We start from the raw sequence: 26,389 nt of genomic DNA, 5'->3' as shown, positions 1-26,389 counted from the left end.
GTCCGCGATACGGACATGCCCGGGGTGCCGTCCGGAGCGCGCGCGACAATCCGTCAACCGGCGTTCACCTGTACGTATGGCGGATGTCGGCGCGCGATGGGAAGTTCACCGGCATGGACACTCCCGACGTCGGCATTCCGCCGCAGCTCGCACGCCGGATGAGCATGGCGGAGCAGTACGAGTACCTGCGGACGAAGTTCTCCCGCCGCCGCGCCCTGGTGAGTGCGGGCGCGGTGGCCGGCGGGCTGCTGACCGGCTGTTCGGGCACGGGCTCCGGCACGGACGCGGCGAGCCGGTCCGCCTCTGCGCCGTCCTCCTCGCCCACGCCGACCGAGCAGGTGGACGGCGCGGTCGTCGCCCCCTTCGGCCGCCATCTGGCCTTCGGCGCGGACCCCAGGACCCAGATGCGGATCTCCTGGCAGGTGCCGCTCGCGGTGCGCAAGCCGTACGTGCGGGTGGGCCTGAAGCCCTGGGAGCTGAGCCGCAGGATCGACGCCGAGGTACGCGACCTGCACACCCCCGGGCTCGAAGGGGTCCGTCTCGCCCTCGACCAGTTCTACCTGCACGCGGCGCTGGACGGCCTGCGGCCCGGGACGACGTACTACTACGGCGTCGGTCACGAGGGGTTCGACCCGGCGTCGAAGGAGCGGCACGCCACGGTCGGCTCGTTCACCACGGCGCCCGCCCGTGCGGAGACGTTCGTGTTCACCGCCTTCGGCGACCAGGGCGTCACCCCCGACGCACTCGCCAACGACAAGCTCATCCTCGGCCGGGAGCCCGCCTTCCACCTGCACGCGGGGGACATCTGCTACGCGGACGTGACGGGCCACGGGAAGGAGTCGGACATCTACGACCCCACCGCCTGGGACCTGTTCCTCAAGCAGACGGAGACGGTGGCGAAGACCGTTCCGTGGATGGTGACGACGGGCAACCACGACATGGAGGCGTGGTACTCGCCGAACGGCTACGGCGGCCAGTCGGCGCGCTTCTCGCTCCCGGACAACGGCTTCGACGCGAAGAACGCCCCGGGCGTCTACTCGTTCACGTACGGCAACGTCGGCATCGTGGCACTGGACGCGAACGACGTGTCGTACGAGATCCCCGCCAACAAGGGCTACTCGGACGGCCGGCAGACGGCCTGGCTCGACAGGCGGCTCGGGGAACTGCGCGAGCAGGTCGACTTCGTGGTGGTCTTCTTCCACCACTGCGCCTACTCGACGTCGACGCACGCCTCGGACGGCGGCGTACGGGACGCCTGGCTGCCGCTGTTCACCAAGCACCAGGTGGACCTGGTGATCAACGGCCACAACCACGTGTACGAGCGCACCGACGCCATCAGGAACGGCCGGGTGGGCAGGCAGGTCCCGGTCGGCGCGTCGACCGATCCGACGCGCGACGGGATCGTGTACGTCACCGCCGGCGGGGCGGGCAAGAGCCTGTACAGCTTCCCGGCAGGGGTGAAGGACAGCTACGAGGGCAAGGTCGCGGACCGGGAGTCCGTGGAGACGTACCACTGGACGAAGGCGCGGAACCGGAACCCGGACACCGTGGAGTGGTCGCGGGTGCGGTACACCGGCTACTCCTTCCTCTCCGTGGAGGCGGTGGCGGGTGCGGCTCCCCGGCTCAAGGTGTCGGCGCTGGCCGAGAACGGCAGGCGCATCGACCACTTCGAGGTGCGGCGCGGGGCGTGAGGCCCCGCGCCACGCGGCGGCTCGGTTCCTTCTCGGTTCGGCTCAATGGCCCGTCGAGCCGCCGTTGTCCCGGCGGTCCAGGGCGCGCTGGAGCGCGGCGGCGGCGTTCTTCCGGTCGGACTCGGTGGTACGGGAGACGTGACGGACTCGGCGGACGGTCGTCTCGGCCATGATGAATCGACTCCTTGCCTCCGGCAGCGGCAGCCGGAAGTGGGGGGTGAAGGGATGTGCGAGACGCCGGATGGGGCGGGGAGCGGTGCCGCAGGGGTTGCCTGCCAGGGGCTCCGGCTCACGACCGCCATTCGCTGGGTCGAGCGAGACGTTCGGCTCCTTCAAAGCTAGGCGAGGAGCGCGCATCTGTCTGCATGGTTAGTCGGACTTCCTACTATCTGAGACGGTACAGCGGTTCCCCGCACCCCTCAGGGGCACGGGGAACCGCGCGACCAGCCACGATCGACCCGCACACGAGCCGGCGTCCCGGTCCGTGTGCGGGCAGGACTCAGCCCATGTGCGGGTACGGGTAGTCGGTCGGCGGGACCAGCGTCTCCTTGATGGCGCGGGTCAGCGTCCAGCGCATCAGGTTCTGCGGGGCACCGGCCTTGTCGTTCGTGCCCGACGCGCGACCGCCACCGAAGGGCTGCTGCCCGACGACGGCACCGGTCGACTTGTCGTTGATGTAGAAGTTGCCCGCGGCGTAGCGCAGCTTCTCCATCGTGTACGCGGCGGCGGCACGGTCGCCCGCGATGACCGAGCCGGTGAGCGCGTAGTCCGACGCCGACTCCATCTGGGTCAGCATCTCGTCGTACTTCTCGTCCTCGTAGACGTGCACGGCGAGGAACGGGCCGAAGTACTCGGTGGTGAAGACCTCGTTGGCCGGGTCGGAGCACTCGACGACGGTCGGGCGCACGAAATAGCCCACCGAGTCGTCGTACGTGCCGCCCGCGACGATCGTGCAGGTCGGGTCCGCGGCGGCCCGGTCGATCGCGGCCTTGTTCTTGGCGAAGGACCGCTCGTCGATGACGGCGCCGATGAAGTTCGACAGGTCGGTGACGTCACCCATCGTGATGCCGTCGACCTCGGCCGCGAACTCCTCCTTGAACCCGGAGTTCCAGATGGAGGCCGGGATGTACGCGCGCGAGGACGCGCTGCACTTCTGCCCCTGGTACTCGAAGGAGCCACGGGTCAGGGCCGTCTTCAGGATGGCGCGGTCGGCGCTCGGGTGCGCGACGACGAAGTCCTTGCCGCCGGTCTCGCCGACCATCCGCGGGTAGGTGCGGTACTTCTCGATGTTGTTGCCGACCGTCTTCCACAGGTACTGGAAGGTCTTGGTCGACCCGGTGAAGTGGACGCCGGCGAGGTCGCGGTGCTCCAGGGCGACCCCGGAGACCTCGATGCCGTCGCCGGTGACGAGGTTGATGACGCCCTTGGGCAGGCCGGCCTCCTCCAGGAGCTGCATCAGCAGCACGGCGGCGTGGGTCTGCGTCGGGGACGGCTTCCAGACGACGACGTTGCCCATGAGCGCCGGGGCGGTGGGCAGGTTGCCCGCGATGGCCGTGAAGTTGAACGGTGTGATCGCGTAGACGAAGCCTTCGAGCGGACGGTGGTCGAGGCGGTTCCAGACGCCGGGCGCGTTCGCCGGCGGCTGCTCGGCGAGCAGGTCACGGGCGTACTTGACGTTGAAGCGCCAGAAGTCGACGAGCTCGCAGGGACAGTCGATCTCGGCCTGCTGGGCGGTCTTGGACTGGCCCAGCATGGTGGAGGCGGCGAGCGTCTCGCGCCACGGTCCGGCCAGCAGCTCGGCGGCGCGCAGGATGATCGCGGCGCGGTCGTCGAAGGACATCGCGCGCCAGGCGGGCGCGGCGGCGAGGGCCGCGTCGATGGCGTCCTGGGCGTCCTGCCGGGTGGCGTTGCGCAGGGTGCCGATGACGGCCTTGTGGTTGTGCGGCTGCACCACCTGGAACGGCTCGCCGCCACCCATGCGCTTCTCGCCGCCGATGGTCATCGGCAGGTCGATCGGGTTGTCGGCCAGCTCCTTGAGCTTGGCCTCCAGGCGGGCGCGCTCGGGCGAGCCGGGGGCATAGCCGTGCACCGGCTCGTTGACGGGGGTGGGGACCTGGGTCACAGCGTCCATGGGTTCCGTAACTCCTTAGTGAGCGGGTGTGCCGGGGCTCGCGCCCGGTGCCGGTGTGCGGGGGGTCAGTCCCTGGTGAGGACAGAACGGGCGAAGAACTGCAGGTTGGCCGGCTTCTCCGCGAGACGGCGCATGAAGTAGCCGTACCAATCGGTGCCGTACGCGGTGTAGACCCGCATGCGGTGGCCCTCGGCGGCGAGCCGCACATGCTCGTCGCTCCTGATCCCGTACAGCATCTGGAACTCGTACTCGTCCACCTTGCGGCCGGCGCGCCGCCCCAGCTCCTGCGCGATGGAGATCAGGCGCGGGTCGTGCGACCCGATCATCGGATAGCCGTCGCCCTCCATCAGGATGCGCAGGACACGGACGTACGCCTTGTCGATCTCCGGCTTCCGCTGGTAGGCGACCTCGGCGGGCTCCTTGTAGGCGCCCTTCACGAGCCGTACGCGGCTGCCGTTCGCGGCGAGACGGCGGGCGTCGGCCTCGGTGCGGAAGAGGTACGCCTGGATGACGCAGCCGGTCTCCGGGAAGTCCTCGCGGAGCTCCTCGTGGATGGCGAACATCGAGTCGAGCGTGGTGTGGTCCTCCGCGTCGAGCGTGACGGTCGTGCCGATCGCGGCGGCGGCCTCGACGACCGGCCGCACGTTGGCGAGCGCCAGCTCGTGGCCGCCGTCCAGGGCCTGCCCGAACATGGACAGCTTCACCGACATCTCGGCGCGCGTCCCGAGGTCCAGCTCCGCCAGGCGGCCGACGAGCTCCAGGTAGGCGTCACGGGCGGCCCCGGCCTGCTCGGGGGTGGTGATGTCCTCGCCGACCACGTCCATGGTCAGCTCCAGGCCCTTGGCCGTGAGGTCGCGGATGATCGGCACGACCTGGTCGACGCTCTCCCCCGGGATGAAGCGGTCGACGACCGGCTTGGTCACCGGGGCCGCCGAGATCAGACGACGCATCCGGTCGCTGCGCGAGGCGGCGAGAATCACGGGACCCAGCACGGGGCACCTCCACAAAAGGCCGGTAGACGGAGAACCACCGTGAAACCTAAGGATCCCTCCGATCGTGGGCCATCGACAGCTGTCACGCATCGGCGCCCCCGATGTCAGACAGATGTATGAAGCCGCGGAGAAACAGGGGTGACATAAGGGAGAATGCCCAGGTGACGTCGGAACACAGGGGTGACTACCAGGAGCTGGTCGACGAGATCTCCGAGCTCCTGGGCGCCCCCGCGACGCTGGAGAACCGCGACTTCGAGCTGATCGCCTTCGGGGTGTACGACAGCGAGGGCGAACTCGACGCCGCCGCCCTGGACCCTGTGCGCACCCGCTCCATCCTCACCCGCCGTTCCACACCGGCGGTCCGGACCTGGTTCGAGAGTTTCGGCATCACCCGGGCGACCGGACCGGTCCGCATCCCGCCGACCCCGGAGGCGGGCGTCCACCGGGGCCGCGTCTGTCTCCCGGTACGCCATCGGGGTGTCGCCCTCGGGTACGTCTGGCTGCTGGCCGACGACCCGGGCCCCACCGAGCGACAGCTCGCGGCGGCCATGGAGGTGACACCGCGCATCGGCGCCCTCCTCGCGGACGAGGCCCAGGCGGGGGCGGACCTGAGCCGGGAGCTGCGTGCCGTCCTGGAGGCCGGGAGCGGCTGGCAGCGCGAGCTGGCGGTGACGGAACTGCGTACGGCGCTCGGCCCTCGCGGCGAGGGCCTCCACACGCTGGTCTGCGTGGCGCCCTGGCCCTCGGCCGACCCCGACGACACCCCTTCCGTCCGTACCGTCCCGGGCGCCACCGCCCTGTGCGCCGCCCCGTGGCCCACCGCCGGCCAGAGCCTGGCGCTCCTGGTCCGCCTGCGTTCGCCGGAGGTCCTCACCCCGGCGACGACCGCGGCGTCCCGCTTCCTGGAGAGGGCCGAGGCGCTGCGCCCCGCGACATCGCCCGGGCCGCCGGCGGAGGGCACCCCGGGACACGGCCCCGCCCGGCCGGAGCCGTCCGGCCCGCGCTCCGGTCCGGCCGTCACCGGCGTCGCGGCCGGGCTCTCCGCGTCCCGCACGGGCCTCGCCGACCTCGGCACCGCCTGGCAGGAGGCTTCGGCCGCCGCGCGTGCGGCCCTGGCCGAGTCCCGGCTGGGTCCGGTCGCGCACTGGTCGTCGATCGGCCCGTACCGCCTGCTGACGACGCTGCCCCCGACCGCCGCGGACGACCCCGCCGTACGCCCGCTCCTGGACCCGGCCCACCGCGAACTCGCCCACACGGCGGAGGTGTTCCTCGACTGCGCGGGACAGGCCGGCCGCACCGCCGCCGCACTGGGCATCCACCGCCAGACCCTCTACTACCGCCTGTCCCGCGTCGAACAGCTGACCGGCCTCGACCTGGACGACGGCGAGGCCCGACTGCTGCTGCACATGACCCTGAAGGCGCAGCGCATCTGAGACCACCACCCCCTGAACAACCCGTCAGCAACGGGATGACGCCCCGCACCCCTAGACATCCAGGGACGCGGGCAACTGCGCACCCCTGTCAGGGGCGCGGGGAACAGCGCAGCCCTCTCAGGGGCGCGGGGAACTGCGCAGTCTTTTCAGGGGCGTGGGGAACTGCGCGATCAGCCCCCGCCGGGGCCGCGGACGAAGCACCGGGCGGGGGCCTGGGGTCGGCAGCCCCCAGCCGACCAGGTTCGGGCAGCCTCAGACGAGGTTGACCGACCGAGCCTGCGTCGCGCCGATCTCCTCCGCCAACTCCGTGAGCACCGGCTGCGGAACCGTGTCGTCCACCGTCAGCACGGCAAGCGCCTCGCCCCCCACATCCGCACGGGCGACCTGCATCCCGGCGATGTTGATGCCCGCCTCGCCGAGGATCCGGCCGAGGGTGCCGACGACGCCGGGACGGTCGGTGTAGTTGAGCACGACCATGTGGTCGGCGAGCGCCAGATCCACGTCGTACTCACCGACGGCCACGATCTTCTGGTGGTGCTTGGGCCCGGCGAGCGTGCCGGAGACCGAAACCTCCTGGCCGTCACCGAGGGTGCCGCGCACGGTCACCACGTTCCGGTGGTCCGGGGACTCCGAGCTGGTGGTCAGCCGCACCTCGACACCGCGCTCCTGCGCGAACAGCGGGGCGTTGACGTACGACACCGTCTCGTCGACGACGTCCTCGAACACGCCCTTGAGCGCGGAGAGTTCGAGCACCTTGACGTCGTGCTGGGTGATCTCGCCGTACACCTCGACGTCGAGGCGGACCGCGACCTCGCCCGCGAGCGCGGTGAAGATGCGGCCGAGCTTCTCGGCGAGCGGCAGGCCCGGCTTGACGTCCTCGGCGATGACCCCGCCCTGGACGTTCACCGCGTCGGGGACCAGCTCTCCGGCGAGTGCGAGCCGCACCGAGCGGGCAACGGCGATACCGGCCTTCTCCTGCGCCTCGTCCGTGGAGGCGCCGAGGTGCGGGGTGCAGACGACCTGGTCGAGCTCGAAGAGCGGGGAGTCCGTGCAGGGCTCCTTCGCGTACACGTCGAGGCCGGCGCCGGCGACGCGGCCCTCCTTGAGCGCCGAGTACAGCGCCACCTCGTCGACGATGCCGCCGCGCGCGGCGTTGACGATCCGCACCGACGGCTTGACCTTGTGCAGCGCCTCGTCGCCGATGAGCCCGAGGGTCTCGGGCGTCTTCGGCAGGTGGACGGTGATGAAGTCGCTGACTTCGAGCAGCTCGTCCAGCGAGAGGACCTTGACGCCCATCTGCGCGGCCCGCGCGGGCTGTACGTAGGGGTCGTAGGCGACGACCTTCATGCCGAAGGCCGACATGCGCTGGGCGACGAGCGCGCCGATGCGGCCGAGGCCCACGACACCGAGGGTCTTCTCCGCGAGTTCGACGCCCGTGTACTTGCTGCGCTTCCACTCGCCGTTCTTCAGGGCGGTGTTGGCCTGCGGGATGTGGCGCGCGGTGGCGAGCAGCAGACCGCAGGCCAGCTCGGCGGCGGTCACGATGTTCGAGGTGGGGGCGTTGACGACCATCACGCCGGCCTTGGTGGCGGCGGAGACGTCGACGTTGTCCAGGCCGACGCCGGCTCGTGCGACGACCTTCAGCCTGTTCGCCGCGGCGACGGCCTCGGCGTCGACCTTCGTCGCGGAGCGGATCAGGATCGCGTCGACGTCGGCGATGGCGGGCAGCAACTCGGCGCGGTCCCCGCCGTTGCAGTGCCGGATCTCGAAGTCCGGGCCCAGGGCGTCGACAGTTGCGGGCGACAGTTCTTCAGCGATGAGTACGACAGGTTTCGAGCTCACGTGAGTCCTCACAGGTCCATTGCGGACGGCCGTCCCGACGGCCGCAGGCGGTGGAGGGTTTGCCGCGTGGCAGACCACGACGCTGTGGGCCCGACGCGTATTAGTGGAGCAGTCTAGTGGTGGCGCGCCGTGTTCACGCGCCTCCGCAGAAGGATCACCCGCACGTGCGGACTTCAGCCCCTCCGGCGGTTGAGGAGCGGGGTCCGGAGCAGAGCCCCGCGACGGCACCTCAGGCAGACGGGCACGGCCGTGGCAACGGGGCGGCACCCCGGCACCACGGCCGAACCGACTTCAGTCACTCGTCGTCGTTGACCCACGACATGAGCTTGCGCAGCTCCTTGCCCGTGGTCTCCAGGAGGTGGTTCTCGTCCTGGGTCTTGTACTCGTTGTACTTCTTCAGACCGCCGTGGTACTCGTCCATCCACGCCTGCGCGAAGGTGCCGTCCTGGATCTCGGCGAGGACCTTCTTCATCTCGGCCTTGGTGGCGTCCGTGATGATCCGCGGGCCGGTGACGTAGTCGCCCCACTCGGCGGTCTCCGAGATCGACCAGCGCATCTTCTCCAGGCCGCCCTCGTACATGAGGTCGACGATGAGCTTCAGCTCGTGCAGGCACTCGAAGTAGGCGATCTCCGGCTGGTAACCGGCCTCGGTCAGCGTCTCGAAGCCCGCCTTGACCAGCGCGGCCGTACCACCGCAGAGGACGGCCTGCTCACCGAACAGGTCGGTCTCGGTCTCCTCGGTGAAGGTGGTCTTGATGACGCCGGCGCGGGTGCCGCCGATGCCCTTGGCGTATGACAGGGCCAGCGCGAAGCCGTTGCCGGTGGCGTCCTGCTCGACGGCCGCGATACACGGGACGCCGCGGCCCTCCTCGTACTGGCGGCGGACCAGGTGGCCCGGGCCCTTGGGGGCGACCATGCAGACGTCGACGCCGGCCGGGGGCTTGATGAAGCCGAAGCGGATGTTCAGGCCGTGGCCGAAGAACAGCGCGTCGCCGTCCTTCAGGTTGTCCTTGATGGACTCCTCGTAGACCTGGCCCTGGATCGGGTCCGGGACGAGGATCATGATGACGTCGGCCTCGGCGGCGGCCTCCGAGGGGGTCACCACGCGCAGGCCCTGCTCCTCGGCCTTCGCCTTGGACTTGGAGCCCTCGTGCAGACCGACCCGGACGTCGACACCCGAGTCACGGAGCGACAGCGCGTGGGCGTGGCCCTGGCTGCCGTAACCGATGACCGCGACCTTGCGGCCCTGGATGATGGACAGGTCGGCGTCAGCGTCGTAGAACAGCTCGGCCACTTTGGGTTCTCTCCTTGGTGTGCAGGTGTTGCTCCCCACCGTATGCCGGTGGGATGAGGGGAAGTTCCGGGGTCTCGGAATGCGGGCGGCCGACGGCGGCCGACCGCCCGTTTCCGGCCGTACCTGCGTCCCGTGCGGGACGCACCCGGGTCACGAGGCGTACGGGCCTACGCGGACCGGTCCAGCGCGCGCAGCGACCGGTCGGTGATCGAGCGGGAGCCGCGGCCGATGGCGATGGTGCCGGACTGGACGAGCTCCTTGATGCCGAACGGCTCCAGCATCTTGAGCATGGCCTCCAGCTTGTCGCTGCCGCCGGTGGCCTCGATGGTGACGGCCTCCGGGGAGACGTCGACGGTCTTGGCGCGGAACAGCTGGACGATCTCGACGATCTGGGAACGCGTCTCGTTGTCGGCGCGCACCTTCACCAGGACGAGTTCGCGCTGGACGGCCGCGCCCGGTTCCAGTTCGACGATCTTCAGGACGTTGACGAGTTTGTTGAGCTGCTTCGTGACCTGTTCGAGCGGGAGTTCCTCGATCACGTTCACCACGATGGTGATGCGGGAGATGTCGGGGTGCTCGGTGACACCGACCGCGAGCGAGTCGATGTTGAAGCCGCGGCGGGAGAACAGGGCGGTGATCCGGGCGAGGACACCGGGCTTGTTCTCCACCAGGACGGAGAGCGTGTGCTTGGACATGGGCCTGCTTCCTTTACCTACGGCTCTCAGTCGTCTTCGTTGTCGCCGAAGTCGGGGCGGACGTCCCGGGCGGCCATGATCTCGTCGTTCGAGGTGCCGGCGGCGACCATCGGCCACACCATGGCGTCCTCGTGGACGATGAAGTCGATCACGACGGGACGGTCGTTGACCGAGTTCGCCTCTTCGATGACCTTGTCGAGGTCGTCCGGCGACTCACAGCGGATCGCGTAACAGCCCATCGCCTCCGACAGCTTCACGAAGTCGGGGACGCGGGTGCCGGCGCTCGGCTGCTTGCCGTCCGCGTCCGGGCCGGAGTGCAGCACGGTGTTGGAGTATCGCTGGTTGTAGAAGAGGGTCTGCCACTGGCGGACCATCCCGAGGGCGCCGTTGTTGATGATGGCGACCTTGATCGGGATGTTGTTCAGGGCGCAGGTGGTGAGCTCCTGATTGGTCATCTGGAAGCAGCCGTCGCCGTCGATGGCCCAGACCGTGCGGTCCGGCCGGCCCGCCTTGGCTCCCATCGCGGCGGGCACCGCGTAACCCATCGTCCCGGCGCCACCGGAGTTCAGCCAGGTCGCGGGCTGCTCGTACTGGATGTAGTGCGCCGACCACATCTGGTGCTGGCCGACGCCCGCGGTGAAGATCGTGCCCTCGGGCGCGAGCTGCCCGATGCGCTCGATGACCTGCTGCGGGGAGAGCGAGCCGTCCGCGGGCTGCTCGTAGCCCAGCGGGTACGTCTCGCGCCAGCGGTCGAGATCCTTCCACCAGGCGGTGCAGTCCCCGGTGTGACCCTCGCTTTGCTCCTTCTGCACGGCCTGGACCAGGTCGGCGATGACCTCGCGGGCGTCCCCGACGATCGGCACGTCGGCGGCGCGATTCTTGCCGATCTCGGCCGGGTCGATGTCGGCGTGGACGATCTTCGCGTGCGGGGCGAAGCTGTCCAGCTTGCCGGTGACGCGGTCGTCGAAGCGGGCTCCGAGGGCGACGATCAGGTCGGCCTTCTGCAGCGCGGTGACGGCGGTGACCGAACCGTGCATGCCCGGCATTCCCACGTGCAGCGGGTGGCTGTCGGGGAATGCGCCGAGCGCCATCAGGGTGGTGGTGACGGGCGCTCCGGTGAGTTCCGCGAGGACCTTCAGCTCGGCGGTGGCGCCGGCCTTGATGACGCCGCCGCCGACATAGAGGACGGGCCGCTTCGACTGGGTGATCAGCCGGGCCGCCTCGCGGATCTGCTTGGCGTGCGGCTTGGTGACCGGGCGGTAGCCGGGCAGGTCCATGACCGGCGGCCAGGAGAAGGTGGTCCTGGCCTGGAGGATGTCCTTGGGGATGTCCACCAGGACCGGTCCCGGGCGGCCGCTGGAGGCGATGTGGAACGCCTGCGCGATCGCCTGGGGGATCTCCTCCGCCTTGGTGACCAGGAAACTGTGCTTGGTGATCGGCATGGTGATGCCGACGATGTCCGCCTCCTGGAAGGCGTCGGTACCGATCGACTTGGACACGACCTGCCCGGTGATCGCGACCAGCGGCACGGAGTCCATGTGGGCGTCGGCGATCGGCGTGACCAGGTTGGTGGCGCCGGGGCCGCTGGTCGCCATGCAGACGCCGACCTTGCCGGTGGCCTGCGCGTAGCCGGTGGCCGCGTGGCCCGCGCCCTGCTCGTGGCGGACCAGCACGTGCCGCACCCGCTTGGAGTCCATCAGCGGGTCGTACGCCGGGAGGATCGTGCCGCCGGGAATGCCGAATACCGTCTCGGCCCCGACCTCCTCGAGGGAGCGGACGAGGGACTGCGCTCCCGTCACCTGCTCGGGGGCGGACTGCTGTCCTCCGGAACGGGGCCGCGGCTGCGGGTGGTGGGCCCCGGTGGCCTGCTCGGTCATCGGCATTCTCTTCTCGATGCTGAGGGTTTTTGCGAGTTTTGAGCGGTCTGCGATTACTGATCGGCAGTCATCGATGCAACAAAAAACCCCTCGTGCCGTGAGGCAGGCGAGGGGAGCGCGTCGGGTGCGATCGCTGGGAGTTCCGGATCATCGATCCGGTGCGTCCCAGCTCAGCCGACGCGCTTTCCAAGTACGAGAATTCGGGTGCGCATGGCTCCGACCCTCCCCCCGGCACGCAGTGCGTGTCAAGTGGGTGGGACGGGAGTCTCATCATGTGAGCGCAGGGCTGTCCCGGTCCCGTAGCCTGCCGAGGCCGCCCCCGCCGCGTACGCACTACCGCCGCCACCTGCGTAGACGCCGCTGCTGCCGCCTCCCACGAAGACGGGTTCCACGGGGCCGTGGGGCAGGGGGTAGGTGCTGGCCGACAGAGCGCGGCGCAGGCGGTACTCGTCCAGCGGTCCCGAGAAGGCCGCGCCCTGTCCGTGGGTGCAGCCCATCGCGCGCAGGGCGACGACCTGCTCGGGCAGGTCCACGCCGTCGGCGACGGACTGCAGTCCCAGATCGTTCGCGATACGCAGCAGTCCGCTGGTGATCTTGTGGAGCCGGGCGGACTCGACGACGCCCTCGACCAGACCGCGGTCCAGTTTCAGTACGTCGAGGGGCAGGCGGCGCAGTGCGGCGATCGTGGCGTAGCCGCTGCCGAAGCCCTCCAGGGCGATCCGGACACCGAGCCGCCTGAGCGTCTTCAGCCGGCGCTCCAGCTCGTCCAGGGAGATCTTGGGATCCGTCTCGGCCAGTTCGACGATCAGTCCGCCCGAGGGCAGTCCGTGCCGGGTCAGCAGGGCTTCCACGGAACTCAGCGGCATGGAGCGGTCGAGGAGTCTGCGCGCGGTCATCCGGACCGCGACGGGCACCGCGAGCCCGGTGGCGGCACGCTCGGCGGCCTGCTCGACGGCCTCCTCCAGCATCCAGCGGCCGAGCTCGGCGGTGCGGTCGCTGTCCTCCGCGACCCGCAGGAACTCGGCGGGGGTGAACAGCACGCCCTGCGCCGAGCGCCAGCGCGCCTGTGCGGCCACCGCCGTGATCCGGCCGGTGCCCAGGGAGACGACGGGCTGGTGCAGCAGCGCGAACTCCCCGTCGTGCAGGGCGGCGCGCAGCCGGGTGGCCAGTTTCGCCTTGCGGGCGACGTCCTGCTGCATCTGTGGCGCGTACAGCTCGACGCGGCCCTTGCCCGCCGCTTTCGCGCGGTACATCGCCAGGTCGGCGTTGCGCAGCAGTTCGCCCGCGCCGAGGCCCGGCTCGGAGAAGGCCACGCCGATGGAGGCGGCGACACGGACATCGTTGCCGTCGATGAGGTACGGCTGGGAGAGCGTCGTACGGAGCCGGTCGGCGAGTTCGAAGATGTGGCGCTCTCTCGCGGTGCGGTCGCGGGAGCCGTCGCCGACGATCAGGGCGGCGAACTCGTCGCCGCCGAGCCGGGAGGCGGTGTCCCCCTTCCGGACCGCTTCCTGGAGCCTGCGGGCGGCCTGCACGAGGAGCTCGTCGCCGGCCTGGTGGCCGATCGTGTCGTTGACCGCCTTGAAGCCGTCGAGGTCGATGAAGAGCACGGCGGTGCCGTGGTCGGAGGAGCGGCGGCCGGAGAGCGCCTGTCCGACGCGCTTGGTGAACAGCGCGCGGTTCGGCAGGTCGGTGAGGGGGTCGTGTTCGGCGTTGTGCTGCAACTGGGCCTGGAGGCGGACCCGCTCGGTCACGTCGCGGCTGTTGAAGATGAGGCCGCCGTGGTGGCGGTTGACGGTCGACTCGACGTTGAGCCAGCCTCCCCCGCTCCCGGCCTCGCTCGTCCGGGAGGTGCCCCCGCCGCCGGACTTGAAGCGGCACTCGATGCGGGTGGTGGGTTCCTCCGCGGGGTCGGCGGCGAGGAAGCGGCGCACCTCGTGCACCACGCAGCCCAGGTCCTCGGGGTGGATCAGCGAGGCCAGTTCGGAGCCGACCAGTTCCTCGGCGGGCCGCCCGTAGACACCGGCGGCGGCCGGGCTGACGTACCGGAGGATGCCGTTCGGGGCGGCGATCATGATGACGTCGCTGGAGCCCTGCACCAGGGAGCGGAAATGGTTCTCCTTCTGGGCCAGCTCCTGGGTGAGGGTGATGTTGTCGAGGAGCATGATGCCCTGGCGCACGACGAGGGCGAGCACGACCGTGCCGCCGGTGACGAGCACCACGCGGTCGACGCTGCGGCCGTTGAGCACGTTGTAGAGAATGCCCAGCGTGCAGACGGCGGCGGCCAGGTAGGGAGTGAGTGCCGCCAGTGAACTGGTGATGGGCCGGCTGGCCGGATACCGACTGTGACCCCCTTCCTGGAGGGGCACGTATGCCGGTTGTCCTCCCTGCCGGGGCCCGGGCACGTAGCCGTGCACCACGCGCGTGTGCCCCTCTTCTTCCGGGTGTCCGTGTCGGTGCCCCATCCAGGGGGCGTAGGCGAGAAGCAGTGATCCGGCGAACCAGCCCGCGTCGAGCAGCTGCCCGGATCGGTAGTCGTCGTGCAGCAGTGGCGAGGTGAACAGGGCGTCGCACATCACCGTCAGGGCCAGTGCCCCGATCGCGGTGTTCACCGCGGAGCGGTTCACCGCCGAGCGCCTGAAGTGCAGCGCCAGCACCATGCTGACGAGCGCGATGTCCAGCAGCGGGTACGCGAGCGACAGCGCGGTGTGCGGGACGCTGGGGCCTCCCGCCTTCGCCGCCTGGGCGAGCGCCAGACTCCAGGAGAGGGTGAGCAGCGAGCCGCCGATCAGCCATGCGTCGAGGCCCAGGCAGACCCAACCCGCCTTGCGCACCGGCCGCTTGGCGAGGACGAGCAGGCCCACGATGGCCGGTGGCGCGAAGCACAGGAAGAACAGGTCGGCGTAGCTCGGGTTGGGCACCGGGCGGTCCAGGACGACCTCGTACCAGCCCCAGACGAGGTTGCCCGCCGCCGCCATGGCCGAGGAGAGCGAGAAGAGCAGCCAGGCCGGACGGAAGCGGCTCCGCCGGGTGCGGGCGCCGAGGAAGCAGGAGACGGCCGCGGCGGCGGCCGCCGCGCTCAGCCCGAAGTCGCCCATGATGAGGGCGAGTTTCGGCGACCCCCAGCCGAGCGCGGAACCGACGGCGTATCCCGCGCACAGCAGGGCGAGGAGGAGCTGCGGGACCATGCCCGTCCCGCCCGTGGCGACCGGCCTGCGGGCCAGCAGCGCTCCCGGGGAGCTCACTGCGCTTCCCCGGTCCGGGCCGCCCCCGAGTCCCTCTGGTCCCGGCGCGCCGGATGCGCGTGCCGCCTGCGGCAGCCCGGACGCCGGTGATGGTGGCCGCTGTGGCCGCTTCTGCGCTTGGGTGGACACCAGGGTCGCCGTCGCCGGCCCCGTCGCGTCGGATCGTTGGTCCATAGGCCGTGCATCGCCCGTCGCCCCCCTCGCTGTTGCTGTCTCTCAGTCCCCGGCGCCGAATGGTTCGCGGCGCAGCCCCTGTCGGGACGATACACCAGTCTCGTCACTCAGGGACATAGTTCCTCTACGCTCCGTGACGATCAGTGGGGTCGCGGCCACGGCGTGCGTTCGAAGGACCGCGGAGGGTACTCACCGGTCCTTCCCGCCCGCCTGCGGCCGGGAGCGGGGAGGACTACGAGCCCGTCGTAAGGACCACGTTCTGCAGTGGCTCCCGGTTCACGAAACGGTTCAACTGGTCCACGAGGAGCCGCTTGGCCCGTGGGAAGAACGCGGAGGTCGGGCCCCCCACATGAGGGCTGATGAGCAGGCCCGGCGCATGCCACAAGGGGTGTCCCGCGGGCAGCGGTTCGGGGTCGGTGACGTCCAGGGCCGCCCGGAGCCGGCCGCTCTCCAGCTCGGCGAGGAGCGCCTTGGTGTCGACGACGCCGCCGCGGGCCATGTTCACGAGGAGCGCCCCGTCCTTCATGCGGGCCAGGAAGTCGGCGCCGGCCATGCCCTTCGTCTGCTCGGTGAGGGGCGTGATGAGGACCACCACGTCGGCTTCCGGGAGCAGTTCGGGCAGGGCGGCGATCGGATGCACCGGGCCGCGCGCCGTCTCACGTGCGGAGCGCGCGACGCGCGTGACCCGCGCGAGCTCGAACGGCGCGAGCCGGTCCTCGATGGCCGAACCGACCGCTCCGTAGCCGACGATCAGGACGCTCCGGTCCGCGAGCGCGGGACGGAAGCCCGACCGCCACTCCTCGCTGTCCTGACCCCGGACGAAGTCGGGGATCCCCCGCAGTGACGCGAGGATCAGCGTGAGGGTGAGTTCGGCGGTGCTGGCGTCGTGCACCCCGCGCGCGTTGCACAACCGCACGCCCTTGGGCAGGAGTTGGAGGCCGGGCTCGACGTGGTCTATGCCGGTTGACAGGGTCTGCACGACCTCCACGGACGTCATCCCGGCCATCGGGCGCACCGAGACGTCGCCGCCTTTCATGTAGGGCACGACATAGAAGGAGCAGTCCGCGGGATCGGCGGGGAAGTCGTCCCCGCCGTCCCAGAAGCGGTAGTCCGGCCCTTCGGGGAGGCCGTCGAGTTCGTCTGCGGGAAACGGGAGCCACACTTCGTACGTCATGGTCAGGAGGCTATGCGAAGCGCCCGTGGACGCAGAGGTTAGTTTGGGGTGCCAGGAAAGGGAGGGCACGGCCAGGTGGAGCGCAGGACGATCGGCGCGGCGGCGCTCGAGGTGGGGGCCGTCGGCCTCGGGTGCATGCCGATGAACTGGGCGTACTCGGGTTCGCGGCAGCGGGGTGCCGAATCGCTGCGGACCGTGCACGCGGCCCTCGACCGCGGTACGACGCTTCTGGACACCGCCGACATGTACGGGCCCTTCACCAATGAGCTGCTGGTGGGGCGGGCGCTGAAGGAACGGCGTGCGGCGGCCTTCGTGTCGACCAAGGTCGGCCTGCTGGTGGGTGAGCAGCACATCGTGGCCAACGGCCGCCCCGGGTACGTGAAGCGGGCGTGCGACGCCTCGCTGCGCCGGCTGCAGACGGATGTCATAGACCTCTACCAGCTGCACCGCGAGGATCCGGAGGTGCCGGTCGAGGAGACGTGGGGCGCGATGGCGGAGCTCGTCTCGGCGGGGAAGGTGCGGGCCCTCGGGCTGTGCGCGGTGGGCGCCCGCTCGGGCCGCAGGGCGGGGGCGCGGCTGCACGACGCGACGATCCGGAAGCTGGAGCGGGTGCAGCAGGTCTTCCCGGTGAGCGCGGTGCAGGCCGAGCTGTCGGTGTGGTCGCCGGAGGCGCTGGAGACCCTGCTGCCGTGGTGCGAGGCGCGCGGTGTCGGCTTCCTCGCGGCGATGCCGCTCGGCAACGGCTTCCTGACCGGGACCCTCACCCCGGGTGAGGGTTTCGAACCCGACGACCTCCGGGCCCGGCATCCCCGTTTCACCGCGGAGATGATGGCCGCGAACCAGCCGATCGTCGTCGGCCTGCGCCGGATAGCCGCCCGCCACTCGGCGGTGGGAGGGGCGGACGTCACGCCCGCCCAGGTGGCTCTCGCGTGGGTGCTGTCGCGCGGGCGGCACGTGGTCCCGGTGCCCGGCGCCAAGCGGGAGTGCTGGGTCGTGGAGAACGCGGCGGCGGCCGGGCTGCGGCTGACGACGGAGGACCTCGCCGAGGTGGCGGCGCTGCCCGCGGCGCTCGGGTCCTGGGACTGAGCGGGGCTCCGCTCACCCGCCCGGCCCGGGCGGGTCCGGCGATTCGATGTCCGTGATCGGGAACCCGTGGGACCCGAGCGGTGTATGAAAAGGAGAACCTGCCGCGTCGAAGGGATCCTGCATCGTGCAACGTCGAGCTGTGACGGCCGTGTTGGCCGCAGCCACACTCCTGCTGACGGCCGGGTGCTCCTCGGACGACGGGGAAAAGCCGGACGCCGGCAGGAGTACGTCTCCGGGCAGCCCGGAACCGGGCTCCTCCGCGCCGGCCTCCGGGCAGGCGGCCGAGGAGACACCGCCCGCCAAGGGCTCCGTGAAGGTCGTGCGGACCGTCGCCCAGGACCTGAAGACGCCCTGGGGCCTGGCGCCCCTGCCCGAAGGGGGCCTCCTGGTGTCCTCGCGCGACGAGGGGACGATCACCCTGGTCGACGAGAAGACCGGCAGGAAGACCGAACTGGGCTCGGTGCCCGGGGTCGCCCCCGCCGGCGAGGGCGGCCTGATGGGCCTCGCCCTCTCCCCGTCGTACGCGTCGGACCACATGGTCTACGCGTACTTCACGTCCGACTCGGACAACCGCATCGTGCGCATGCTGTACGACGCGAAGAAGCCGGCCGGCGAGCAGCTGGGCGCGCCGGACACGGTGTTCAGAGGCATCCCCAAGGGCACGAACCACAACGGCGGCCGGATCGCCTTCGGCCCGGACAAGATGCTGTACGTGGGCACGGGCGAGACCTACGTCACCGAGCTGGCGCAGGACAAGAAGTCGACGGGCGGCAAGATCCTGCGGCTGACACCGGACGGCGAACCGGCGCCGGGCAACCCGTTCGGCTCACCGGTCTACTCGTACGGTCACCGCAATGTGCAGGGCCTGGCCTGGGACACCGAACAGCGCCTGTTCGCCTCGGAGTTCGGCCAGGACACCTGGGACGAGTTGAATCACATCAAGCCGGGCGGCAACTACGGCTGGCCGGACGCGGAGGGCAAGGCCGACGACTCCCGGTACGAGAACCCGGTCGACCAGTGGAGCACCGACGAGGCGTCTCCCAGCGGCATCGCCCACGCGAAGGGCTCTGTCTGGATGGCGGGCCTGCGCGGCAAGCGGCTGTGGCGCATCCCGCTCGACGGCACCGCGAAGTCCGCGGAGCCGCAGGCTTTCCTGGAGGGCGACTACGGCCGTCTGCGCACGGTGGTCGCGGCGGGCGGCAACAAGCTGTGGCTGGTCACGAGTGAGACGGACGGGCGCGGCACTCCGAACGGCACTGACGACAGAATCCTGGAACTGGAGGTGAGCTGACCTGTTGAGGTGAGCTCACCCGGCTCGGCCGGCCGGGCCGGCGGCGGCCGTCTCCGGCGGGAACAGCCGCATGCGGTGCGCCACCGCCGCCGCCTCGCCCCGGCCGGAGACCCCGAGCTTGGCCAGGATGTTCGAGACGTGGACGCTGGCCGTCTTCGGGGAGATGAAGAGTTCCTCGGCGATCTGCCGGTTGCTGCGGCCGGCGGCCACCAGGCGCAGTACGTCGCGCTCGCGGCTGGTGAGCCCCAATGCCTCGGCCGGGTCGGCGGGCGCGGCGGGGGTCCGCCCCGGCGCACGGGTGAGGGTGAGGCGGGCGCGCTGCGCGAGCAGGGAGACGGCGTCGGCGAGCGGGCGCGCGCCGAGGTGGTCGGCGACGGCCCCGGTCAGCCGCAGGAGCTCGGTGGCGCGGGCCCGTCCCTCCTCCGTACCGGCGAGGCCCAGCAGGGATTGCGCGAGCCGGTACCGGACGCGGGCCAGGTCGTAGGGACGCTCCAGCGGTTCGAAGGCGCAGACCACCTCGAACCAGTCGTCGGCGGTGTCGCGGCCCTCGGCGCGCAGCAGTTCGGCGCGCACCCAGCGCTCGTGTGCCCGCCAGACGGGCGCGTTGGTGGCGAGGGCCTTGGCGGTGGCGCGGAGGCGTTCGACGAGTTGGGCGCGACCCGGTTCGGCGGCGGGCAGCTCGCGGGCGTCGGCCTCGGCGGTGGCCGCGGCGAGCAGCATGGGCCAGCCGTAGCGGTGGGTGCCGGGCGGGAAGCCGAGGTTCAGGGCCTCGTCCAGGTCCGCGCGGGCGTCGGCGAGGCGGTCCTCCCCGGCGGCGATGCCGATCGCGATCGTGGTCAGCGGCAGCGCCTGCTGGGGGACGGTGTCGTGGGTGCCGAAGTGGCCGCGTGCCTGCTCCAGTTGGTCCGCGGCGGCGGCCAGGTCGCCGCGGGCGAGTGCGAGGCGGGCGTGGAGGGTCGCGCGGAAGCCGCGGGGCCTGGCGCTCTGGCCGACCCGCTCCGAGTTGTACCCGGCCTCGGCGGCCTCGTCCCAGCGGCCCAGGGAGAAGAGGGAGTCGCCGAGGTTGCCCCAGACCCATGCCTCGGTGTCCAGCAGGCCGAGCCGGCGGGTGAGTTCGGTGCCCTCCTGGAGGATGCGGACGGCGTCCAGGGAGCGGCCGACGCCCTCCAGGTGGGACGGGAGGTTCACATGGGCGCGGCCCAGCACATAGGCGGCGCCGAGTTCCGTGGCCCGGTCCTTGACCTCGTGCACCTCGGCGAGTCCGGCCTCGATGTCGCCCGACTCGACCAGGAGTCCGCCCAGGGTGAGCCGGGCGTTCAGCTCGATGTCGCGGGCGCCGACCATGCGGGCGTACTGCACGGCGCGCTCGGCGGCCAGCAGCGCGTCCGGGCCGGGGCGGTGCACCATGGACCAGTTGGCGACGTGGGCGAGGACGTCGGCGTGCACCTCGGACGGCGGCAGTCCCCGGACCAGCTCCTGTGCGGTGCCGAGTTCCTGCCAGCCGTCGCCGAGGCCCTGTGCCTCGGTGAGGCGGGAGCGCTGGATCCAGAACCAGGCGGCGCGCAGGGGGTCGCGTTCGTCCTCCAGGAGGCGCAGGGCCCGTTTGGTGATCTTCAGCGCGCGCTTGCGTTCCCCGCAGAACCGGCCCGCCACCGCGGCTTCGGCCATCAGGTCGAGGTAGCGCAGTGGTGCGGTGGCCCGGTCGTGGTCGCCGGTGGTCCCCGCACGGCTCTTCGGCTGTGGGGGAGGGTAGACCTCGGTGTGGTCGGCGGCGCGCAGTTCGGCGCGGACCGCCTCGGGGGCCGTCTCCCACAGCTCCATGGCCCGTTCCAGCAGGCGCAGTTGCTCCGAGTAGGCGTGCCGGCGGCGGGCGGCCACGGAGGCGTCGAGGACGGCGGGCAGGGCTTTGGCGGCGTCGTGCGCGTGGTACCAGTGGCTGGCCAGCCGGGCGGCGCGCTCCCCGGCCGGGACGAGCGAGGGGTCCGCCTCCAGTGCCTCGGCGTACCGGCGGTTGAGGCGGGAGCGCTCGCCGGGCAGCAGGTCGTCGCCGACGGCCTCGCGGACCAGGGAGTGGCGGAAGCGGTAGCCGTCCCCGTCGGGTGTCGCGAGCAGGATGTTGGCGCCGACCGCGGCGCGCAGTGCCTCGATGAGGTCGTCCTCGGAGAGCCGCGCCACCGCGGCGAGCAGCCGGTACTCCACGGTCGAGCCGCCCTCGGCGACGATCCTGGCGACCCGTTGGGAGCTCTCGGGCAGACTCTCGACGCGGACGAGGAGCAGGTCGCGCAGGGAGTCGGTGAGGCCGGTGCGGCAGCCGTCCTGGGCGGCCACGGCCAGTTCCTCGACGAAGAAGGCGTTCCCGTCGGAGCGGGCGAAGATGTCGTCCACCTGGGCCGGGTCGGGTTCACAGGCGAGGATCCCGGTGATCTGGCGGCTGACTTCGGCGCGGCTGAAGCGGCCGAGTTCGATCCGGCGGACGGTGCGCAGCCGGTCGAGTTCGGCGAGCAGCGGGCGCAGCGGGTGGCGGCGGTGGATGTCGTCGGCGCGGTAGGTGGCGACGACGAGGAGGCGGCCGCTGCGCAGGGTCCGGAAGAGGTAGGCGAGGAGGTGGCGGGTGGAGGCGTCGGCCCAGTGCAGGTCCTCCAGGAGGACGACGACGGGGCGGTCGGCGGCGACGCGCTCCAGGAGGCGGGCGGTGAGTTCGAAGAGGCGGGCCATGCCGTCCTCGCCGTGCCGGTCGCGCGCGGTCTCCCCCAGTTCGGGCAGCAGCCTGGCCAGTTCCTCCTCCTGCCCCGCGGCGGCCGCGGTGACTTCGTCGGGCAGGTGGCGGCGCAGGGCCCGCAGGGCGGTGGAGAACGGTGCGAAGGGCAGCCCGTCGGCGCCGATCTCGACGCAGCCGCCGACCGCCACGACGGCGCCCTCGCGGCAGGCGCCCGTCGCGAACTCCTCGATGAGCCGGGTCTTTCCGACGCCGGCCTCACCGCCGAGGAGCAGCGCCTGCGGCTCGCCCGCGGCGGCGCGGGCGAGCGCGTCGTGCAGTACGTCCAGTTCGTCGGTCCGGCCGACGAAGACCGGACTGACGGACCTGGTCTCCACAGCGCCGAGCATCGCACAGGGGTCCGACAGCGCGGCACTGGTTATCCCGGGCCCGGCCACGGTCCCGAACCCCGCCACGGCCTCGGGCCCGGCCACGACGGCGGCCGGGCCCGAGGTCACCGAGGGCTCGTCCGTGACCGGGAGAGCGGTCACCGTGCCCTCGTCCCGCTCCGGACGGCCACCCCCCGTGCGGCCTCCCCTGCGTGCTCCGGCGCTCACGCGGCGCGCGCGAACCGGGGCCCGCGCGGACGGTGGCCCTTCACCCGCCTCTCGCTGTCGTCGCGACCGGATCGGGCGGCCTCGCGCCTCGCGGCACGACGGCTGCGGACGGCCTCCCGGGCGAGGCGGTAGTTGTCGGCGTCCCGGATCAGTTCGGCGGAACGGAACTGCTGGCGCTCGTACTCGAACATCTCGTACCCCTGGGGCTGGGTCACTCGTGGAGAGTGACGGTCGGCTTCGCTCGTCTGCGATGTCTCAACCTTCGTCCGTGAGGGGGGTGCGCCACATCGGGAGAGTTCCGCATCTTGTACGCGCGAGGGGCCTTAGTCCCGCCGTAGGTGACTCACGGCGGGACTAAGGCCCCTCGGGACGTGCGGTCGGGTCAGCCGGTGCTCGGCATGCCGAGCAGAATGTCGGAGTACTTGAGGGCGGCCAGCAGCAGGCCGACGACGCCGAGTGCGACGCCCGCCCAGGCGACGGACTTGATCCACGGGGACTGGGCGGGGATGCGGTCCGGGTTGCCGAACGCGGGCCGCACCAGCACGACGACTCCGATGACCAGCGCGGCCAGCGCGAAGAAGCCGGCGACCAGCGCGTTGGCGTTCCAGGAGTCGGTGAGCACCTTGACCTGTGCGGCCACGTCGGCGCCCTGGGCCGTCTCCAGCTGGCCCTTCAGTGAGCTGCGGGCCTGGGCGACGCCGCCGAGCCAGCCGCCGGTCAGCGAGACGATGCCGAGTCCGGCGGAGACGACCGCGGCGGCGCCCATGGCCACTCCGGAGCCGGTCCCCGCCGTGGCCGCGTCCCGCCCGGTGTCGTCGGCGGCGTCCTCGTCGGCGCCGGCGTCCAGGACCTCGGAGTCGGCACGGTCACCGGCCGGCCCGCCGTCCTCGTCCTCTCCGGCGGCCCGGACCTCCTCGACCTCGCCGATCGCGGGCGTCCCGTCGCCCTTGCCCGGTTCTCCGGCCTTGTCGCGCTGTGCCTCGGTGCCGGTCTCGATCCCGGCCTCGTTCTCTGTCTTGGTTCCCATGCTCCGCACCGTACGGACGCTGTATGAGAATTTCCTCAACTTCCCCGGATCGTCACGCGCGGGCGGCCCGCCACTCGTCCGCGAGCACCGACCACACCTCTGTGTCCTGGCGTTCGCCCCGGTGCGGATAGTTCTGCCGGAGGACGCCCTCGCGGCTCATGCCGAGCCGCCGTGCCACGTTCAGGCTGGGCTCGTTGGTGGAGGCGGCGTACCACTCCACGCGGTGGATGCCGCGTTCGTCGACCGCCCAGTCGATGAGCACGCGTGCCGCGCGTGTGACCAGGCCGCGGCCCGCCGCGGCGGGCTCCAGCCAGCAGCCGACCTCGCAGGTGCCCTGTTCGGCGTCGAAGACCCGGAAGAGCACGCCGCCGACGAGCGTTCCCTCCAGCCACACCCCGTGCAGGCTGCCCGTGTCGGCGGCCTTCTTGTCGGCGTACGTCTGGAGCAGCCCGCGCGCGGAGGCGGCGTCCGTGGCCTTCGACCCGAAGGGGATGTACCGCTGGACGAACTCGCGTCCCCGGTCGAGGTGGGCGAGGAACTCCTCGGCGTGCCAGGGTTCCAGGGGCCGCAGTTCGGCGCCGTCGTCACCCAGGGATATCGCGTACATCCGCCTGCCGCTCCTTCACGCTCACGTCGACGAGCGCGTCGTCGCGCGCCCCGGGGATCCTCGCACGGTGGTCCCCGCCCGCGGTACGGATGTCCGGCGGCTCGATGCTGAGGCGCGGCAGGCGCCTGTCGAGCCAGGCGGGCAGCCACCAGTTGGCCCCGCCCAGCAGGTGCATCAGGGCGGGCACCAGGAGCGTACGGAGCACGAAGGCGTCCAGGGCGACGGCGGCGGCCAGCGCTATGCCGAACATCGCGATGACGCGGTCGCCGCTGAGCACGAAGGCCAGGAAGACCGAGATCATGATCACGGCGGCGGAGTTGATCACCCGGCCGGTCTCCGCGAGGCCCACGCGGACGGCCCGCCGGTTGTCGCCGGTCTCCAGCCACTCCTCGTACATCCGGCTGACCAGGAACACCTGGTAGTCCATGGAGAGCCCGAAGAGCACGGCGACCATGATCACCGGCAGGAAGGGTTCGATCGGGCCCGCCCGGCCCAGCCCCAGGAGTTCGCTGCCCCAGCCCCACTGGAAGATCGCGACGACGACTCCGAAGGCGGCGGCGACGGCCGCGACGTTCATCGCGGCGGCCTTGAGGGGGATGCCGACGGACCGGAAGGCGAGCAGCAGCAGGACGCAGCCGAGGCCGACGACCACGCCCACGAAGAGGGGCAGCTTGCCGACGATGACGTCGGCGAAGTCGTCGTGTCCGGCGGTCATGCCGCCGACGTGCAGGTCGAGCCCGGTCCCGGTCTCGGCCCGCGGCAGCACCTCGCCGCGCAGCCGGTCGACGAGTTCGCTGGTCCGCTGGGACTGCGGTGACGTCTCCGGCACGACGGCGAGGTGGGCGGTGTCCCCGTCGCTGTCGTACGTCACCGGGGTCGCGGCCCGCACGCCCTCGGTCGCGCGGAGCGTGGCGTCGAGGTTGTCGAGAGCGAGCCGGTCCTGGGCGCCGGAGACGGGTGTGACGAGGGTCAGCGGTCCGTTCAGGCCGGGTCCGAAGCCGTCCGCGAGCAGGTCGTACGCCTGCCGGGTGGTGGCCGTTCCCGGGTTGTTGCCCTGGTCGGAGGTGCCGAGGTGCAGGGAGAACATCGGCAGCGCGAGCAACGCCATGACGCCGAGGGCGGCGCCGCCGAGGAGCTTCGGGTGGCGTTCGACGAAGGCGGACCAGCGGGCGGCCAGCCCGGTGGGGACCTCCGGCCGGGGCCCGTGCTCGGCCAGGCGGCGGCGTTCGCGGCGGCTCAGTGCCCGCATGCCGATGAGGGACAGCAGCGCGGGCAGCAGGGTCACGGAGGCCGCGACGGTGAGGACCACGGTGAGGGACGCGGCGATCGCGACGCCGTTGAGGAAGCCGAGCCGCAGGATGAGCATGCCGAGCAGGGCGATGCAGACGGTGGCGCCGGCGAAGACGACGGCGCGCCCGGTGGTGGCCACCGCGTTCTGTACGGCCTCCTCGACCGGGAGGCCCTGTTTGAGGCCGCGGCGGTGCCTGGTCACGATGAACAGCGCGTAGTCGATGCCGACGCCGAGACCGATCAGCATGCCGAGCATGGGCGCGAAGTCGGCGACCGTCATCACGTGCCCGAGGAGCACGATGCCCGCGTAGGCGGTGCCGACGCTGACCAGGGCCGTGGCGATGGGCAGCAGTGAGGCGGCGAGGGAGCCGAAGGCGAGGAAGAGGACCACCGCGGCGACGGCCACGCCGACGATCTCGGCGAGGTGTCCGCCCGAGGACTCGGTGAGGGCGACGGCCTGCCCGCCCAGTTCGACCCGCAGTCCGTCGGTCTCGGCGGCCTTCGCGGTCCGGACGACCGCCGCGGCCTCGCCCCGGGCGATGCTCTCGGCCGGGTCGTCGAAGGTCACCGTGGCGTAGGCGGTACGGCCGTCCCCGCTGATCTGGCCCTGGCCGCGGCCCTCGTACGGGCCGGCGACCGCGGCCACGCCGGGCAGGTCGGCGATGTCGTCGAGGGTGCGGGTCATGGTCTGTTCGATGTCGGCGGCGCGGACCGTGCCCGGGGTGGAGCGCCAGACGACGGTGTCGCTGTCACCGCCGAGGCCGGGGAAGTTGTCCTGGAGGAGCTCGGTGGCCCGGCCCGACTCGGTGCCCGGCACCTGGTAGTCGTTCGCGTACGCGGAGCCGACGACGGAGGCGGCGGCTGTGGTCCCGGCGAAGGCGAGGAGCCAGAGCAGGAGGGCGACGAGGCGGTGCTGGACACACCAGCGTGCTAGGGCTGCCACGGACGAGCTCCCTGGGTGTTTTGTGGATCTTTATCGGGAACTGCCCGCAAAGAACGCATGACCGATGCGTTGTCACTCTTGCAGCCGAAAGTGATCGTTGGCCTCATTCGTGGGCTTACTCACAAGAGTGCGAGGCAGTTCACACGACAATCCACTGAACTCTGTCGCCCCTCGCCGCGTCCGCAGGCACGCCAGGGAGAGGCACACCGGTTTCGGCGCGCCCCCCGATCGACCGACAACAGGAGCAGCTCTTCCCGCGGGCGTCGAGGTGACCCGACGGCGGAACCG

The 26,389-nt window shown here is 71.4% G+C and carries 18 protein-coding genes; 4 read left to right on the top strand and 14 right to left on the bottom strand.

Features of this window, described 5'->3' with window-relative positions:
- The first annotated feature begins 113 nt into the window (after positions 1-113).
- Positions 114-1,691 carry a purple acid phosphatase family protein gene (locus ACFYXC_RS23965; protein ID WP_389553991.1) on the top strand — a complete coding sequence of 526 codons (1,578 nt, stop codon included), beginning with the start codon at positions 114-116 and terminating at the stop codon, positions 1,689-1,691.
- Positions 1,692-1,733: 42 nt separating this feature from the next.
- Here ACFYXC_RS23965 and ACFYXC_RS23960 read toward each other — a convergent pair whose 3' ends face one another.
- From ACFYXC_RS23960 to ACFYXC_RS23950, 3 genes are all read right to left on the bottom strand, one after another.
- Entirely contained in the window at positions 1,734-1,862 is a 129-nt protein-coding gene (locus ACFYXC_RS23960) for a hypothetical protein (RefSeq protein WP_388911081.1), read from the bottom strand.
- Positions 1,863-2,190: 328 nt separating this feature from the next.
- Positions 2,191-3,822: an L-glutamate gamma-semialdehyde dehydrogenase gene (pruA, locus tag ACFYXC_RS23955; RefSeq protein WP_389553990.1), complete on the bottom strand. Its 1,632-nt coding sequence runs from the start codon at positions 3,820-3,822 to the stop codon at positions 2,191-2,193.
- Positions 3,823-3,887: 65 nt separating this feature from the next.
- Positions 3,888-4,814 (bottom strand): proline dehydrogenase family protein, encoded by a 927-nt coding sequence (locus tag ACFYXC_RS23950; protein ID WP_388911076.1) that lies wholly within the window; start codon positions 4,812-4,814, stop codon positions 3,888-3,890.
- Between the two features lie 116 nt (positions 4,815-4,930).
- Between ACFYXC_RS23950 and ACFYXC_RS23945 the strand changes: the two genes are divergently transcribed.
- On the top strand, positions 4,931-6,247 hold the full coding sequence (locus ACFYXC_RS23945; RefSeq protein WP_389553989.1) for a PucR family transcriptional regulator: 1,317 nt from the start codon (positions 4,931-4,933) through the stop codon (positions 6,245-6,247).
- Positions 6,248-6,499: 252 nt separating this feature from the next.
- Here the strand turns inward: ACFYXC_RS23945 and serA are convergent, their stop codons facing one another.
- The 6 genes from serA to ACFYXC_RS23915 all read right to left on the bottom strand — a co-directional run bounded on the left by serA (position 6,500) and on the right by ACFYXC_RS23915 (position 16,545).
- Positions 6,500-8,089 carry a phosphoglycerate dehydrogenase gene (serA, locus tag ACFYXC_RS23940; protein WP_388911070.1) on the bottom strand — a complete coding sequence of 530 codons (1,590 nt, stop codon included), beginning with the start codon at positions 8,087-8,089 and terminating at the stop codon, positions 6,500-6,502.
- 295 nt (positions 8,090-8,384) lie between these two features.
- Positions 8,385-9,383 carry a ketol-acid reductoisomerase gene (gene ilvC / locus ACFYXC_RS23935; protein ID WP_388911067.1) on the bottom strand — a complete coding sequence of 333 codons (999 nt, stop codon included), beginning with the start codon at positions 9,381-9,383 and terminating at the stop codon, positions 8,385-8,387.
- A gap of 167 nt (positions 9,384-9,550) precedes the next feature.
- Entirely contained in the window at positions 9,551-10,078 is a 528-nt protein-coding gene (gene ilvN, locus ACFYXC_RS23930; protein ID WP_388911064.1) for an acetolactate synthase small subunit, read from the bottom strand.
- A 26-nt stretch (positions 10,079-10,104) separates the two neighbouring features.
- The gene (locus ACFYXC_RS23925) at positions 10,105-11,955 is read right to left on the bottom strand and encodes an acetolactate synthase large subunit (protein WP_389553988.1); all 1,851 of its coding nucleotides are present in this window, start codon (positions 11,953-11,955) and stop codon (positions 10,105-10,107) included.
- Positions 11,956-12,200: 245 nt separating this feature from the next.
- Entirely contained in the window at positions 12,201-15,140 is a 2,940-nt protein-coding gene (locus ACFYXC_RS23920) for a putative bifunctional diguanylate cyclase/phosphodiesterase (protein ID WP_389554080.1), read from the bottom strand.
- A gap of 463 nt (positions 15,141-15,603) precedes the next feature.
- Positions 15,604-16,545, bottom strand: a complete 942-nt coding sequence (locus ACFYXC_RS23915; protein ID WP_389553987.1) for a 2-hydroxyacid dehydrogenase — start codon at positions 16,543-16,545, stop codon at positions 15,604-15,606.
- Between the two features lie 75 nt (positions 16,546-16,620).
- Between ACFYXC_RS23915 and ACFYXC_RS23910 the strand changes: the two genes are divergently transcribed.
- Both ACFYXC_RS23910 and ACFYXC_RS23905 read left to right on the top strand, forming a co-directional pair.
- A complete protein-coding gene (locus tag ACFYXC_RS23910) occupies positions 16,621-17,631 on the top strand; it encodes an aldo/keto reductase (protein ID WP_389553986.1) in 1,011 nt (336 codons plus the stop codon).
- A gap of 124 nt (positions 17,632-17,755) precedes the next feature.
- Positions 17,756-18,922 (top strand): PQQ-dependent sugar dehydrogenase, encoded by a 1,167-nt coding sequence (locus tag ACFYXC_RS23905; protein WP_389553985.1) that lies wholly within the window; start codon positions 17,756-17,758, stop codon positions 18,920-18,922.
- Positions 18,923-18,937: 15 nt separating this feature from the next.
- On the opposite strand, the gene ACFYXC_RS23900 is transcribed toward ACFYXC_RS23905, so the two are convergent.
- From ACFYXC_RS23900 to ACFYXC_RS23880, 5 genes are all read right to left on the bottom strand, one after another.
- Positions 18,938-22,027 carry an AAA family ATPase gene (locus tag ACFYXC_RS23900; protein WP_388911491.1) on the bottom strand — a complete coding sequence of 1,030 codons (3,090 nt, stop codon included), beginning with the start codon at positions 22,025-22,027 and terminating at the stop codon, positions 18,938-18,940.
- A 203-nt stretch (positions 22,028-22,230) separates the two neighbouring features.
- On the bottom strand, positions 22,231-22,425 hold the full coding sequence (locus ACFYXC_RS23895) for a hypothetical protein (protein WP_389554079.1): 195 nt from the start codon (positions 22,423-22,425) through the stop codon (positions 22,231-22,233).
- A gap of 191 nt (positions 22,426-22,616) precedes the next feature.
- Positions 22,617-23,261 (bottom strand): hypothetical protein, encoded by a 645-nt coding sequence (locus ACFYXC_RS23890; RefSeq protein ID WP_388911045.1) that lies wholly within the window; start codon positions 23,259-23,261, stop codon positions 22,617-22,619.
- 52 nt (positions 23,262-23,313) lie between these two features.
- Positions 23,314-23,868: a GNAT family N-acetyltransferase gene (locus tag ACFYXC_RS23885; protein ID WP_388911041.1), complete on the bottom strand. Its 555-nt coding sequence runs from the start codon at positions 23,866-23,868 to the stop codon at positions 23,314-23,316.
- The gene (locus ACFYXC_RS23880) at positions 23,846-26,101 is read right to left on the bottom strand and encodes an MMPL family transporter (RefSeq protein WP_389553984.1); all 2,256 of its coding nucleotides are present in this window, start codon (positions 26,099-26,101) and stop codon (positions 23,846-23,848) included. The genes ACFYXC_RS23885 and ACFYXC_RS23880 overlap by 23 nt, the downstream gene beginning before the upstream one ends.
- Between the last annotated feature and the right edge of the window lie 288 nt (positions 26,102-26,389).

Source organism: Streptomyces sp. NPDC002701 (assembly GCF_042889045.1).
In the GTDB taxonomy this organism is placed as follows: domain Bacteria; phylum Actinomycetota; class Actinomycetes; order Streptomycetales; family Streptomycetaceae; genus Streptomyces.
This window is presented reverse-complemented; position numbering and strand designations above follow the sequence as displayed.